General features: G+C 75.2%; 13 protein-coding genes. 6 read left to right on the forward strand and 7 right to left on the reverse strand.

What is annotated here, in order from left to right:
• Positions 1–22: 22 nt before the first annotated feature.
• The 4 genes from AF335_RS01700 to AF335_RS01715 form a co-directional block, all read right to left on the reverse strand.
• On the reverse strand, positions 23–1,252 hold the full coding sequence (locus tag AF335_RS01700; RefSeq protein ID WP_102916455.1) for a bifunctional RNase H/acid phosphatase: 1,230 nt from the start codon (positions 1,250–1,252) through the stop codon (positions 23–25).
• A gap of 5 nt (positions 1,253–1,257) precedes the next feature.
• Positions 1,258–2,001, reverse strand: a complete 744-nt coding sequence (locus AF335_RS01705; RefSeq protein ID WP_184743718.1) for a zinc ribbon domain-containing protein — start codon at positions 1,999–2,001, stop codon at positions 1,258–1,260.
• Positions 1,998–2,852 carry a Nif3-like dinuclear metal center hexameric protein gene (locus tag AF335_RS01710; protein ID WP_102916456.1) on the reverse strand — a complete coding sequence of 285 codons (855 nt, stop codon included), beginning with the start codon at positions 2,850–2,852 and terminating at the stop codon, positions 1,998–2,000. The genes AF335_RS01705 and AF335_RS01710 overlap by 4 nt, the downstream gene beginning before the upstream one ends.
• 88 nt (positions 2,853–2,940) lie before the next feature.
• Complete coding sequence (locus AF335_RS01715; protein ID WP_102916457.1) at positions 2,941–3,981, reverse strand: ABC transporter substrate-binding protein; 1,041 nt, start codon at positions 3,979–3,981, stop codon at positions 2,941–2,943.
• Positions 3,982–4,262: 281 nt separating this feature from the next.
• Between AF335_RS01715 and AF335_RS36535 the strand changes: the two genes are divergently transcribed.
• Together AF335_RS36535 and AF335_RS34330 are read left to right on the forward strand one after the other, a co-directional pair.
• Positions 4,263–6,179 (forward strand): hypothetical protein, encoded by a 1,917-nt coding sequence (locus AF335_RS36535; protein ID WP_425329105.1) that lies wholly within the window; start codon positions 4,263–4,265, stop codon positions 6,177–6,179.
• A gap of 158 nt (positions 6,180–6,337) precedes the next feature.
• Positions 6,338–6,502 (forward strand): hypothetical protein, encoded by a 165-nt coding sequence (locus tag AF335_RS34330; protein WP_170127556.1) that lies wholly within the window; start codon positions 6,338–6,340, stop codon positions 6,500–6,502.
• A gap of 342 nt (positions 6,503–6,844) precedes the next feature.
• Here AF335_RS34330 and AF335_RS01725 read toward each other — a convergent pair whose 3' ends face one another.
• The 3 genes from AF335_RS01725 to AF335_RS01735 all read right to left on the reverse strand — a co-directional run bounded on the left by AF335_RS01725 (position 6,845) and on the right by AF335_RS01735 (position 9,914).
• Positions 6,845–7,840 (reverse strand): 3-oxoacyl-ACP reductase, encoded by a 996-nt coding sequence (locus tag AF335_RS01725; protein ID WP_102916458.1) that lies wholly within the window; start codon positions 7,838–7,840, stop codon positions 6,845–6,847.
• A gap of 53 nt (positions 7,841–7,893) precedes the next feature.
• Positions 7,894–8,970 carry a Zn-dependent alcohol dehydrogenase gene (locus tag AF335_RS01730; protein ID WP_102916459.1) on the reverse strand — a complete coding sequence of 359 codons (1,077 nt, stop codon included), beginning with the start codon at positions 8,968–8,970 and terminating at the stop codon, positions 7,894–7,896.
• 80 nt (positions 8,971–9,050) lie between these two features.
• A complete protein-coding gene (locus AF335_RS01735; RefSeq protein WP_102916460.1) occupies positions 9,051–9,914 on the reverse strand; it encodes a MaoC/PaaZ C-terminal domain-containing protein in 864 nt (287 codons plus the stop codon).
• 281 nt (positions 9,915–10,195) lie between these two features.
• On the opposite strand from AF335_RS01735, the gene AF335_RS01740 reads away from it, so the two are divergent.
• From AF335_RS01740 to AF335_RS01755, 4 genes are all read left to right on the forward strand, one after another.
• Positions 10,196–11,347, forward strand: coding sequence for a sensor histidine kinase (locus AF335_RS01740; protein WP_102916461.1), 1,152 nt, complete (start codon positions 10,196–10,198; stop codon positions 11,345–11,347).
• A complete protein-coding gene (locus AF335_RS01745; protein ID WP_102916462.1) occupies positions 11,344–11,949 on the forward strand; it encodes a response regulator transcription factor in 606 nt (201 codons plus the stop codon). The genes AF335_RS01740 and AF335_RS01745 overlap by 4 nt, the downstream gene beginning before the upstream one ends.
• 533 nt (positions 11,950–12,482) lie before the next feature.
• Positions 12,483–13,121: a class I SAM-dependent methyltransferase gene (locus tag AF335_RS01750; RefSeq protein ID WP_102916987.1), complete on the forward strand. Its 639-nt coding sequence runs from the start codon at positions 12,483–12,485 to the stop codon at positions 13,119–13,121.
• Between the two features lie 22 nt (positions 13,122–13,143).
• Positions 13,144–14,175: an N-acetylmuramoyl-L-alanine amidase gene (locus AF335_RS01755; RefSeq protein WP_376697844.1), complete on the forward strand. Its 1,032-nt coding sequence runs from the start codon at positions 13,144–13,146 to the stop codon at positions 14,173–14,175.
• The last annotated feature ends 27 nt before the right edge of the window (positions 14,176–14,202 follow it).

Raw genomic sequence — 14,202 nt, forward strand, 5'->3', positions numbered from 1 at the left:
TGCCGGCCGGCGGCCCGCCCCGCTACCGCAGGTGCGACGTGTCGTTCAGCAGCCGCAGCGACGCGTTGCCGTCGGCGTAATAGGCCACGGCCGACAGCGAGGCCGCCGAGAGCTCCATGCGGAACAGGGACTCCGGCGGGGCGCCCAGGGCCAGCCGTACCAGGGTCTTCACCGGCGTCACATGGGTGACCAGGAGGACCGTCTTCCCCGCGTACCGCGCGAGGAGTTTGTCGCGGGTGAGCGCGGTCCGGCGGGCGACCGTCGCGAAGCTCTCGCCGCCGCCGGTCGGGGCGGCCTTCGAGGAGCCCAGCCAGGCGTCCAGATCGCCGGGGTGGCGCTCCTTGACCTCGGCGAAGGTCAGGCCCTCCCAGGCGCCGAAGTCCGTCTCGCGCAGGCCCTCGTCGACCCGGACCTCCAGGCCCAGGCGCGCGGCCACCGCCCCGGCGGTCTCCTGGCAGCGCCGCAGCGGTGAGGAGACGATCGCCTGGATCGTGCCGCGCGCGGCCAGGGCCGCGGCGGCGGCCTCGGCCTGGCGACGGCCCGCGGGCGACAGCTCGGGGTCGCCCCCGCCGCTGCCGGAGAAGCGCTTCTGCGGCGTCAGGGCCGTCTCGCCGTGCCGGAGCAGGACGAAGGTGGTCGGCGCGCCGAGGTCGGCGGGCGCGGCCCAGCCGACGGGCGGGGCCTTCGGCTCCACGGCCTCCGCCGCCCCGGCGGCCGCTGCCGCGGCCTCCGCGCGCGCGGACGGCAGCGTGGCCGTGGCCGTTCCGGTGCCAGCGCCCGGCCGGCTGCCCGGACCGGCGGCGAGGGCGGCGCCCGACGCGCCGGGCTCCCACTGTCTGCCGAGCCGGCCGGCGTCCATGGCCTCGTTGGCCAGCCGGTCCGCGTGCTTGTTCCGCTCGCGCGGGATCCACTCGTAGGTCACCCGGCCCGGCGGGAAGACCGCCTTCGCCTCGGCCGCGAGCGGCTTCATGTCCGGGTGCTTGATCTTCCAGCGGCCGGACATCTGCTCGACGACGAGCTTGGAGTCCATGCGGACCTGGACCCGGGCCTCCGGGTCCAGGTCCCTGGCCGCTTTCAGACCGGCGATCAGACCCTTGTACTCGGCGACGTTGTTGGTGGCGGTGCCGATGTACTCGGCCGCCTCGGCGAGCGCCTCACCCGTCGCCGGGTCGAGGACGACCGCGCCGTAGCCGGCGGGCCCCGGGTTGCCCCGGGAGCCGCCGTCCGCCTCGACGACGAAGCGCTGCGCCATGGGTCCTACAGCCCCGACTCGGACGTACGGACCAGGATGCGGGTGCAGTTCTCGCACCGGACGACCTCTTCGGCGGCGGCGGCGCGCACCTCGTTGAGGCCGGTGATGTCCAGCTCCAGGCGGCAGCCCTCGCAGCGGCGGTGGCTGAGGCGGGCGGCGCCGACGCCGCCCTCCTTGATCCGGATCCGGTCGTACAGCTTGATCAGATCGGCCGGGACGGAGCCGGCGACGATCTCGCGCTCCTTGGTGACCGAGGCGGCCTCGGTGTCGATCTCGGCGAAGGCGGCGTCCCGGCGGGCGACGGCGTCGTCGGCCTTGGCCTGGACGGACTCGACGCGGGCGGTCAGCTCGGTGGCGCGCTCCTGCGCGGACTCGCGGCGCTCCATGACCTCCAGGACGACGTCCTCGAGGTCGCCCTGGCGCTTGGCGAGCGAGGCGATCTCGCGCTGGAGGTTCTCCAGGTCCTTGGCGGAGACGCCGACGCCGGTGTCCAGGCGCTGCTGGTCACGGGCGGCGCGCTGGCGGACCTGGTCGACGTCCTGCTCGGCCTTGGTCTGCTCGCGGGCGGTGTCGCTCTCCTCGGTCTGCGCGGCGACGAGGAGGTCGCGGTGCTGGGTGAGGTCGGCCTCCAGGGAGGCGATCTCGGCGTGCTCGGGCAGGCTCTTGCGCTTGTGGGCGAGCTGTCCGAGGCGGGTGTCCAGCGCCTGGAGGTCGAGGAGGCGGATCTGGTCGGCGGGCGCGGCGTTCAGTTGGGGGCTCCAGGTGAGGTGTCGTTGGACGAGGCCGCGTGGGCGGTCCAGGGGTCGGTGACCGTACGGGAGATGTGGGTGCGCAGACCCCAGCCGTGGCGGTCGGAGATCTCGTCGAGCTGGGCGGCCGCCTGCTCGATCCAGGGCCACTCGGTGGCCCAGTGCGCGGCGTCGACCAGCGCGAGCGGGCTCTGCTGCTGCGCCTCGGACGCGGGGTGGTGGCGCAGGTCGGCGGTGACGTAGGCGTCGACACCGGCGGCGCGCACCTCGGCGAAGAGGGAGTCGCCCGAGCCGCCGCAGACGGCGACGGTGCGGACGAGGCGCTCCGGGTCGCCGGCGACGCGGACGCCCTGCGCGGTGGCGGGCAGCCGCTCGGCGGCGCGGCGGGCGAATTCGCCGAGGGTGACCGGCGCGTCGAGCTCGCAGATCCGGCCGAGGCCGCGGCGGCCCGCGGGGTCGTCCGGGTCGGGGACGAGCGGGCCGGTGACCCGCAGGTCGAGCGCGCCGGCCAGGGCGTCCGAGACGCCGGGGTCGGCGCGGTCGGCGTTGGTGTGCGCGACGTGCAGGGCGATGTCGTGCTTGATGAGGGTGTGCACGACCCGGCCCTTGAAGGTGGAGGCCGCGACCGTGGTCGTACCGCGCAGGTAGAGCGGGTGGTGGGTGACCAGCAGGTCGGCGCCGAGCCGCACGGCCTCGTCGGCGACCTCCTGCACGGGGTCGACGGCGAACAGCACCCGGCCGACCGGGGCGTCGGGGTCGCCGCAGACCGTACCGACGGCGTCCCACTGCTCGGCCCGCTCGGGTGGCCAGAGGGCGTCGAGGGCGGCGATGACTTCAGACAGTACGGGCACGGGGAAAGGCTACCTGGCCCTCGTGCCCGTACGACCCTCACCGGAGGCGGGCGGTCGCCCGGGGCGCCGCCGCCCGCCTCCGGTCCGGCTACTTGACGAGGAAGCCGCGGAGATCGTCCAGGACGCTGTTCGCGGCGGTGACGCCGAGGCCGAGGTACCAGGTCTCGTCCGGGACGTCCTTGGCGTGGCCGTCCCCGACCGCCTTCAGGCTCTTCCACAGCGGGTTGTCCTGGGCGGCGTCGCGCTTGGTCTTGTCCGGGTCGCCGTAGACGCCGGTGAAGATCCAGTCGCCGTCGGCCTTGTCGATGTTCTCCGGGCTGATCTCGACCGCGAGCTTGTCGGCCTGCTGGATCTTCGGGCGGGGCAGGCCGGCGTCCTCGAGGACGGTGCCGATGAAGGACTGCCGCGCGTACAGGCGGGTGAACTGCGGCAGGTAGCGCACCATGCTGATGGTCGGCTTCTTGTCGCCGACGTCCGCGCCGAGCTTCTTCGCCTTGGCCTCGTAGTCCGCGAGCTGCTTCTTGGCGTCGTCGGTCTTGTCCAGGGCCGCGGCGTTGAGCAGGTAGTTCTGCTTCCAGGTGAAGCCGGGGCGGATGCTGAAGACGGTCGGCGCGATCTGCGCGAGGTCCTTGTAGTTCTTCTCCGCGCGCAGCTTGCTGCCGAGGATCAGGTCGGGCTTGAGCGCGTGGATCGCCTCAAGGTTGAGGTTGCTGATGGTGCCGACGCTCTTGGGCTCTCCGACGTTCTTCTTCAGATAGGCCGGGATCTCCTGGCTGCCTTCGCTGGGCGCCCAGCCGACCGGCTTGATGCCGAGGGAGACGACGTTGTCCAGCTCGCCGACGTCGAGGACGACGACGCGCTTGGGCGCCTGCTTGATCTCCGTCTTGCCGAGCGCGTGGGTGATCGTGCGCGGGAACTGGCCGGGCTTGGCGTCCGTGCCGAGCTTCGCGGTGTTCTCGGCGGCCTTGCCGAAGTCCTTGCCGCCCTGGGCGACGGACTTGGAGCCGTTGCCGCCGTCCTTGCCCGCCCCGCCGTCCTTGCCGTCGTCTGACGAACCGCACGCCGCGAGGGAGAGGGCGGCTGCCACGGACAGGGCGACGGCGGCGGTGCCGCGGCGGCGGAGGGACATCGAAAGCTCCTGGATCGGGGGGCGGCGGGCGGGGAGCGCGTCAAGGACGCCCCTTCGGCCACTTAGGTTCGCCTTACCTTACATTCGGTCACACCTCGCGCAGCACACCCACCTCGCATCGCTCAGGCGAATCGGACATTGGCCACCCTTATGCGTGAAGCGACCTCACTCGCATTGTTCGGCAGGTAGTGCGATAACTACGTTCAGTGCCGGAGGTGACGTTTCTCATGACGGTCTGTGCCCCCCAGAGCACTCCACAGAGCACCCCGCGGAGTGCGCCGATGGACATGAGACGCGCGGCATTCACGATCACAGCGGACGGTTCGTACGCCGCCCGGCTGGCTCTGGACGGTGGGACGGGTGGCTGGTTCCCGGAGCGCTGGACGCTCGACGGCCCCGAGCCCTACGCCGTCCCGCTGCCCGGCGGCCAGCCCGAGGAGCCCGACAGCGAGGTCCTGCCGCTCACCGACGGCCGGGTCCTGATCCGGCGCCGGGTGGCCGAGCGGCACACGCTCGCCCTGCTCTACCCCACCGGCCCCGGCACCGGCGAGCTGCCGCTCGGCTCCGTCGAGTGCCCCCGGCTGTCCCTGCTGCCGCCCGCCCCGGGCGGCGGGTCGGCCTACGGCCTGGTGCACGGCGAGCGGTCCACGGAGCTGTGGCTGCTGTACGGCGGCCGCTTCGGCCCGCAGCGGGTCGCGGACGTGCCGGGGCAGTGCTCGGGCGGCGCCTGGCTGGACCGCACGGGCCGGCTGCTGGCCCTCGACCGCGAGCTGGCGGGCCGGACCAAGACCGTCGTGGCCGACCTGGAGCGCGGCGGCGAGATCAGCCCGCTGCTCCAGATCACGGAGGAGAGCAACGACCGGCTGCTGCTGGCCGACCCCTACAGCGGCCTCCTGCTCGTACGGTCCGACGCCCCCGGCGGCGACCGGCTCGGCTGGGGGGTGCTCGGCTCCACGCGCCCGGTGCGCTTCCCCGAGTGCCTGCACCTGCCCCAGGTCGTCCTGACGCCCTTCGCCGCGCAGCCGGGCCAGGAGCTGGCCCCGGAGGGGTGCGCGGTGGCCTTCCGGATCGAGGGGCCTTCGGGCAGCTGGGTGGGGGTGTGGCGGGCCTCCGCCCGGCAGCTCCAGCAGTTCCCCGGCCCGGCCGGCTGGCTGGTGGGTACGGGCCTGTGGACCCCGGCCGGCGAGCTGCGGCTGCCTTATGTGACGCCCTATGTGCGCTGCGGGCTGGCGCGGCTGCGACTGCCGGTCGCGGGGGCGGAGGACGGGGCCCGCGAGGGCGCGGGGAGCGACGGCGGGTCCCGGCGGACGGCGCGGGCCGGACAGACCGAACAGACCGGACAGGCCACCGGGAGCGGGCAGGCCGGGCGGGACGGTCGGACCGGGCAGGACGGCCGGGGCGGACCGGGCGGCGGGAGCGGGGAAGGCGGCGGGGGGCAGGGCGTCCACCTGGCCGGTGTCCGCGAGGCCGGTGTCCGCGAGGCCGCCGCGCCGGACGCCGGGCCGGGCCGGCGCGCCACCGGCCCCGCGGGCGACCCGGTGCGGAGCGGCCCGCCCCGGGTCCCCGCAGGGGCCGGTGGCGGGCCCGCCGCCCCCACGGCACCCGGAATCCGGCACGGCGGGCACGCCCGCGGCCGGCCCGCCCATGGCCGCGCCGGTGACCTCCACGGGCGCGACGGCCCCCGCGCCCGTCACACCTGTGACGCCCGCGACGCCCGTGCTTCCCCTGGCGACACCGCCCCTGGCGGACCGGCCGGCGGCTCCGTCGGTTCCGACCCCGGCCGCCGCGCCCTCCGGGCCCCTCACCCCCGCCACTCCCCTCGCTCCCCTCTCTTCTGTCACATCCGCGCCGGTCGCACCGTCCGTCGAGTCCTTGGAGCCCCCGGTCACGGCCGGGGTGTGGACGGCGGTGCCGCCCACCGCGTTCCCCGGGGGCCCGGCGCCGATGCCGGGAGCGTGGTCCGTGGCCGCCCGGAGCGCCCAGGGCCCGCCGCGCGAGCCGTTCCTGACGCACGGTCCGGACAGTTCGCAGCCGCACCGCCCCGTCCCACTCCAGCAGGCGCCGCTCCAGCAGGGCCCGCTCGGGCAGGGGCTCCTCCGGCAAGGCCCGCCGGGCCGCCGGACGCACCCGTGACGGGGCGGCGAAGGGGCGGCGACGCGCCGGTGGACCGGGTGGCTAGGCGATCAAGGTCCCGTTAGAATTCGGGCGGGGGTTGCGCAGCTGTACCGCACGGCGCCGGTGGTGGGCCGAACGGTCGTGCGCGAGAAGCGAGTTGACGTCCGTCGACGCCGTGCGCCACTGCCGCGGCCCCCGACGCGCCCAGCACGCAAGCCCATCCGACGGAGTGACTTACCCCATGCCCGACGCCCGAACCGACACGACCGAGGCGCGCCCCTTCGAGGCGTCCGCCCAGGCCGCAGCCGCCGGCTCCGGCAGGCACCGCGGTCCGGCTTCCCCGGACGACGACAGCGCCGCCGCGAACGCCCACGGCAAGCACCGCCGCACGGCGGACGGCCGCTGAGCCGAGCCACGACGGCACGCGACCTGGCCCCCCGGTACTGCCGGGGGGCCAGGTGCGTTCCGGCCCACACGCTCCAGGCCCGTACCCACTCGGGCTCACCCGGACCCACGCTTCCGCCGGGCCCGTACCCCGCCCAGGTCCACCTGAGCCCGCGCTTCCGCCGGGCTCGACCCCACTCAGGTCCGCCCGAGCCCGCGCTTCCGCCGGGCCCGGACCCACTCAGGTCCGCCCGAGCCCCCTCCTCCCCAGGCCCGGACCCCGCCCGGCCCGCCCGAGCCCCCGCCCCCACCAGCCCCGTACCCCCTCTGCGGGCCCGCGCCCGGCCCCCGTTCAGCCGGGCCCCTACCCCGCCTCGGGCCCGCCCGAGCCCCGCTTCAGCCCCAGTACCTCCACCGCCGCGAAGCCCTCCCCCGGCGGCCGTTCCGCGTAGTACGGGGTCAGCAGCCCGTCCAGCTCGGCCACGCTGAAGACGTCCCCGGCCGTGTCGAACCTCGCGGCGACCCTGGGGCGCTCCACGACGGCGACCATGCCGCCGTGCACGACGAACACCTGCCCGCTCACCCCTGCGGCGGCCGGTGAGGCCAGATAGCCGACCAGCGGCGAGACATGAGCCGGAGCGAGTACGTCCGTACCGGCGGCGCCGTCCCCCGGCCCGCCGCCCTCGCCGATGTCCGCGAAGACGTCCTCGGTCATCCGCGTCCTGGCGCGGGGGCAGATCGCGTTGGCCGTCACCCCGTACTTGCGCAGGGCCGCGGCCGTCGAGGTGGTGAGGCCGACGATGCCGCCCTTGGCGGCGGCGTAGTTGGGCTGACCGGCCGAACCGGCGAGGAACGCCTCGGAGGAGGTGTTGACGACCCGTCCGTACACCGGCCGGCCGGTGGCCTTCGCGCGCTCCCGCCAGTGCGCGGCGGCGAAACGCAGCATGGCGAAGTGGCCCTTGAGGTGCACGCGGACGACCGAGTCCCACTCGTCCTCGGTCATGGAGAAGACCATGCGGTCGCGCAGGATGCCCGCGTTGTTGACGAGGATGTCGAGCCCGCCCCCGGCCTCGGCCCCGAGTCCGGCCGCGAGGCGTACGAGCTCACGGGCTCCGTCGAAGTCGGCGACGTCCCCGGCGTGCGCCGTGGCCAGGCCGCCGGCCGCGCGGATCTCCGCGACGACCTCCTCGGCGGGCCCGGCGGACGCCTCCCCGGAGCCGTCGCGGCCCGGTTTCCCGTGGTCGTTGACGACCACATGGGCGCCGAGCGCGGCCAGTTGCAGGGCCTCCGCCCGGCCCAGGCCCCGGCCGGCGCCGGTGACGATCGCGGTCCGGCCGACGAGCGGCCGCTCCGTCGTCATTCCCGGTCCCCTCCTCCCTCTCCCCTATCTCTTCCTGCTCTTTCCTGGTCCGCTCAGATCTCCACGCAGGTGCGCAGCGCTTCTCCCGAGCGCATCTGGTCGACGGCGTCGTTGACCCCGGCGAGCGGCACTCTGTGGGTGATGAGGCCCGCGAGGTCGACACGGCCCGCCCGCCAGAGGGTGATGGCCCGCGCGTACGCGCGCAGGACGTCGCCGCCGCCGAAGAGCGAGGGCAGGATCCGCTTCTCGTCGAGGAACAGCTCGAACATGCTGATCTTGAGGAAGTCGTCCGCCGCGCCCGCCCCGACGACGCAGAGGGTGCCGCCGCGCCGGGTCGCCTCGTAGGCGGTACGGGCGGTGGCGGAGGTGCCGACGACCTCGAAGACGTAGTCGAAGCCCTCGCCCCCGGTGATCCGGGAGCGGGCGTCGCCGAGGCCCTCGGGCGGTACGGCCTCCGTGGCGCCGAACCGCAGCGCGGCCTCGCGCCGTGCGGGGGTCGGGTCGACGGCGACGATCCGCGCCGCGCCCGAGACCCGGGCGCCCTGGACGACGCTGATGCCGACGCCGCCGCAGCCGATGACCGCGACCGAGGAGCCGGCCGCCACGCGCGCGGTGTCGAGTGCCGCGCCCAGGCCGGTGGTGACGCCGCAGCCGATCAGGGCGGCGATGTCGTAGGGCACGTCGTCGGGGATGGGCACGGCGCAGGCGGCGTGCACGACGAGTTCCTCGGCGAAGGTGCCGGTGCCGGCGAACCCGAAGAGGTCGGCGCCGGCCCGCCGGAAGGACGGGGTCCCGGCGTGTCCGAACCCGGACGGGCACAGATGGGTCTGGCCGCGCCGGCAGGCGGGGCAGTCGCCGCAGGCGGGCAGCCAGCAGAGGAGGACCCGGTCGCCGGGGGACAGCCCGGTGACGCCGTCGCCGACCTCGACGACCTCGCCGGCCCCCTCGTGGCCGGGGACGAGGGGCGCGGGCTGCGGCAGCACCCCGGACATCGCGGAGAGGTCGGAGTGGCAGAGCCCGGCGGCCCTCATGCGCAGCCGGACCTTGCCGGGTCCGAAGCCCACGGCCTCGACGTCGTCGTGGATCTCCAGCTTGTCCTGGCCTGTCTCGTGCAGTACGGCTGCGCGCATGGTGCGACTCCCTTCGCGTACGGACGGTCCGTTCAGGGTGCGGCGGGTACGGCGGGCACGGCCCGGGTGCTGCCGGGGGCTCAGGTGTGGGTGACGACCGTGTCGGCGAGTACGGGGGCGTCGTCGCGCTCCACGGCGGTGACGGTCACCTGGACGCGGCCGGGCGCGGGGGTGTCGCGCCACATCCGCACGCGCAGGGTCTCGCCGGGGAAGGCGACACCGGCGAAGCGTGTGGTGTACGCGCGGACGCGGGCGACGTCACCGCCGAGCGCGGTGTCCACGACGGCCTTGAGGGTGATGCCGTACGAGCAGAGGCCGTGCAGGATCGGCCGGTCGAAGCCGGCCCGCTTGGCGAACTCGGGGTCGGCGTGCAGGGGGTTCCAGTCGCCCGACAGTCGGTAGAGGAGGGCCTGGTCCTCGCGGATCGGGCGGTCCACGGTCCAGGTGGGTGCGGCCTCGGGGGCGTCGAGGCGGGTGGCGGAGCCGCGTTCGCCGCCGAAGCCGCCCTCGCCCCGGACGAAGATCTCGCTCTGGCTCGTCCACAGCGGCCCCTCCGCGTCCTCGACGTCGGAGCGGTGGACGATGACGGCCGCCTTCCCCTTGTCGTGGACGGCGGCGACACGGGAGGTCTGGGTGGCGGTGCCGCGCGCCGGGAGCGGCCGGTGGAGCTCGACGGTCTGCCCGCCGTGCAGGACGGCGGCGAGGTCGACGTCGATTCCCGGGGTGGCGAGGCCGCCGGACACGGCGCGGCCGCCGCCCGCGACGGTCGCGAAGGAGGGCAGCACGTGCAGCCGGGTCTCCAGGGTGTAGCGGAGCTCGTCGGGCCCGGTCGCCGGGGTGCCCGCGCCGATGCCCAGGTGGTAGAGGATGACGTCCTTGTGATCCCAGGTCAGTTCGCTGCGGCGGGGCTCGGCGGCGACCGCCTGCGCTGCGTCGATGGGCATCGGGCACGGCTCCTTCACGCGTGGTGGGGATCCCGGCCGGGGTGTCCGCACCGTCGGCCGTACCGGGGTCGCTGCCGGCCCGGCCCGTACGCGCTGTCCCTAGAACGCGTTCTAGCCGATCCGGTGGCACCCATGTATAGCCGATCGTCCCAAGGGTGGGAAGGCCACCGGCGCCGCCCCGCCGGGTGTTCCGGCCCCGGCCGCGGGCGGGACAAATGTCATGGCAGGCCGCTCACACTTGGCACTGCCGCGGCTCGCGAGGCGTACATAGGCTCGTCACCATGAACGACGGAACGATCGAGGCCGCCCGGCACAAGCCACCGGGCAAGCCGGCCTTCCTGCCCTGGCTCTTCATGCTCACCGGGGACGTGCAGAGCCTCTTCCGGGGCGAGCTGCCGCACCCCTGGCTGGGCGGCGCGGGTGTGGTCGCCTTCGTCGTCCTCTACGTCCTCACGGTCTTCGGCGGCCTCGACGACAAGCGCCGCCGGGAGCCCGTCGTCCTGGGCCGCCTCTGCGCGCTGGCCGTGGTGACCTACGCCCTGTCCATCGGCTACGGCGGCAACTGGCTGCTCTGCTTCCCGCTGTTGTCGCTGGCGGCGGGCATAGTACTGCGCGGCCGGGGCCGGATCCTGGGCGCCGTGGTGATCGCGCTCTCCGGCTCCGCGGGGGTCATCGCGGGGTTCCGCGGCGGCGCGGAGGACTCCCTGATCGTCGGTTACGGCACGGTGCTCTCCGGACTGGTCACGGCCGCGGTCCTGACGCTCTTCGAGACCGTCGCCCAGCTCCGCGAGACCCGCGAGGAGCTGGCGCGCGGCGCGGTCGAGCGGGAGCGGCTGCGCTTCTCCCGCGATCTGCACGACCTGCTGGGCCACACCATGTCCGTGATCGTGGTCAAGGCCGAGGCCGTGCGCCGGCTCGCCCCGCGCGACCTGGAGGCGGCGCTCGGCCAGGCCGCCGACATCGAGGCCGTCGGCCGCCAGGCGCTCGTCGAGATCCGCGAGGCCGTCACCGGCTATCGCGAGGGCAGCCTCACCACCGAGCTCGACCGGGCCCGCTCCCTCCTGGAGGCGTCCGGCATCGACGTGGACGTCCGGCAGTCGGGGCCGCCGCTGCCGCCGCAGACCGCGGCACTGCTGGGCTGGGTCGTCCGCGAAGGCGTCACCAACGTCGTGCGGCACAGCGGCGCGAGCCGTTGTGTGGTGGAGGTGCGCGGCGAGACCGACCAGATACGTCTGGAGATCACCGACGACGGGCGCGGCGTAGGCTCGGAACCGGCGGCCACGGGGGTGGGCGGCTCGGGTCTCAAGGGGCTGGCCGAGCGGCTGGCCGCCGCCGGCGGGGCGCTCACCAGCGGCCCCGACGGGCGCCGGGGCTTCCGCCTCGTGGCCGAACTGCCCGTCGACGCGGAGTCCGAGGAGGACCACGGCAAATGATCAGACTGCTCCTCGCCGAGGACCAGGGCATGATGCGGGGCGCGCTCGCGCTGCTGCTCGGGCTGGAGGAGGACTTCGAGGTCGTCGCCCAGGTCGGCGACGGCGAGGAGATCCTCCCCAAGGCCCTGGAGACGGAGCCCGATGTCGCGCTCCTCGACATCGAACTCCCGGGCCGCAGCGGCCTGGACGCGGCGGCGGACCTCCGCGTCCGGCTGCCCGGCTGCCGGGTGCTGATACTCACCACGTTCGGCCGCCCCGGGTATCTGCGGCGCGCGATGGAGGCGGGCGCCTCCGGGTTCCTGGTCAAGGACGGCCCGGTGGAGGACCTCGCGGCGGCGATCCGGCGGGTGCTCGCGGGCGAGCGCGTCATCGACCCGGCCCTGGCCGCGGCCGCCCTGAGCGCGGGCCCGAACCCACTGACGCAGCGTGAGCGCGACGTCCTGGCGGCGGCGGTGGACGGGGCGACGGTGGCGGACATCGCGGCACGGGTGCACCTGTCCCCGGCGACGGTCCGGAACTACCTGTCGGCGGCGATCGGGAAGACGCAGACGCGGAACAGGATGGAGGCGGTACGGGCGGCGCGGCAGAACGGGTGGTTGTAGTTGCAGGGGGGGACAAGTGGGGTGCGGGTGCGGGCCGGTGGGCGGCGGCACGGGACCGGGCGAGCGCCCGTCGGGTCCGCCCTTCCGCCCGGCAGGTCCGCCCTTCCACCCGGCGGGGTGACGCCCGCCCCGCCCGGGCGGGCCGCCGGCGCCGACGCCGGTGCCCGCCGGGGAGCGGGCACGGGGTCCGGGGCCAGGGCCGGGCCGGGGCCGGGGCCAGGAGCCAAGGACCAGGGTCCGGGCCAGGGGCCGGGGCCAGGGCCAGGGGCCAGGGGCCAGGGCCGGGGCCAGGAGCCGGGGCCAGGAGCCGGGGGCCGGGGCCAGGAGCCGGGGGCCGGGGGCCAAGGACCAGGGGCCAAGGACCAGGGGCCAAGGACCAGGGGCCAAGGGCCGGGGCCAGGAGCCAAGAGCCAAGGGCCGGGGGCCGAGGGCCGGGGCCAGGGCCAGGGTCCGGGGTCAGGGTCCGGGGCCAAGGCCCCGAAGGCGGCCGCGTAACCTGCATCCACCACGCGCGCACCTTCAGGAGGACCCCCATGGCCCCCAAGCCCGAGACACTCGCCGCATTCGAGGCGGCGAAGGGCTTCATGCCGCTCGACGAGGGGCTCGCCCTCCACGCCGCCGCCCGCGAGGCCGCGGCCCTGCGCATGCCGCTGCTCGAAGTCGGCACGTACTGCGGCCGGTCGACGATCCTGCTCGCCGACGCCGCGCGGGAGGCCGGGGTCACGGCCGTCACCGTCGACCACCACCGCGGCAGCGAGGAGCAGCAGCCCGGCTGGGAGTACCACGACGCCTCCGTCGTCGACCCCGTCGTGGGGCGCATGGACACGCTGCCCACGTTCCGGCGGACGCTCCACCAGGCCGGTCTGGAGGAGCATGTGCTCGCGCTCGTCGGCCGGTCGCCGCAGGCCGCCGCGGTGTGGGGCACGCCGCTCGGGCTGGTGTTCATCGACGGCGGCCACACCGACGAGCACGCGACGGCCGACTACGAGGGCTGGGTCCCGCACCTCGCGGAGGGCGGACTGCTCGTCATCCACGACGTGTTCGCCGATCCGGCCGACGGCGGACAGGCCCCGTACCGCGTGTACCGCAGGGCGCTCGGGTCCGGTGCCTTCACCGAGGTCTCGGTGACCCGTTCCCTGCACGTTCTCCGCCGGACCGGTCTCGGAATCTGACGGGCGGCGTTAGCATCGCCGGGTGTCCAAAGGCAGCTTTCCCCGTGCGCCCCGCCGTGCCGGCCTGTCCGGCCGGGCCGGCGGCCCCACCCCTCTGATAGTCGCGCTGGTGGCCCTGGTGGCCGCCGGTCTCGTGGGCTGGCTGCTGTGGGACGCGAGCGGGGGCGCGGCCGACGGGGCCGGGCACCCGGTGGCCGCGACCTCCGCCGCCGCCAAGGCCGCCTCCCCCTCGGGCCCCTCCGCTCCCTCGGCCGCGGCCTCCCGGCCCGCCTCGGGGCGGCCGAGCCCCGCACGGTCCGGGGACGGCGGCACCGCATCGCCCGGCCCGTCGGCCGGTGCGGGTGCCGGGGTCACGGACGACGAGGCGCCGCGCGCCGACGGCCCGCTCAAGGGCAAGGTGGTCCTCGTCGACCCCGGCCACAACATCCGCAACAGCGAGCACACCGCGGAGATCGACCGTTCCGTGGACATCGGCACAGGCCGCAAGGAGTGCGACACCACCGGCACGTCCACGGACGCCGGTTACGCCGAGGCGGCGTTCAGCCTCGACGTCGCCCACCGGCTGCGGACGATCCTGCGGAACCAGGGCGCGAAGGTGGTGTTCACCCACGACGGCGAGCGCCCGTACGGCCCGTGCGTCACCGAGCGCGCCGCCATCGGCAACAAGGCCCACGCCGACGCGGCCGTCTCCATCCACGCCGACGGCTCGGCCGTCGGCAACCGCGGCTTCCATGTGATCCTGCCCGCCCTGGTGAAGGGCGGCGCGGCGGACACCGCGCCCATCGTCGGACCCTCGAAGGAACTGGGCGCGCGGATCGCGGGGAACTTCGTCCGGGTCACCGGGAGCGCGCCGTCCAACTACATCGGCGGCGGCACGGGGCTCGACACCCGCGGCGATCTCGGGGGGCTCAATCTCTCGACGGTCCCGAAGGTGTTCATCGAGTGCGGCAACATGCGCGACCCGCAGGACGCGGGTCTGCTCACCGACCCCGCATGGCGCGAGAAGGCGGCGCAGGGGATCGCGGACGGCATCACGGACTTCCTGCGCGGGTAGGCGGCGGGGGGACAGGCTTCCCGAGCG

The organism is Streptomyces eurocidicus, from assembly GCF_002891295.1.
Classification (GTDB): Bacteria; Actinomycetota; Actinomycetes; order Streptomycetales; family Streptomycetaceae; genus Streptomyces; species Streptomyces eurocidicus.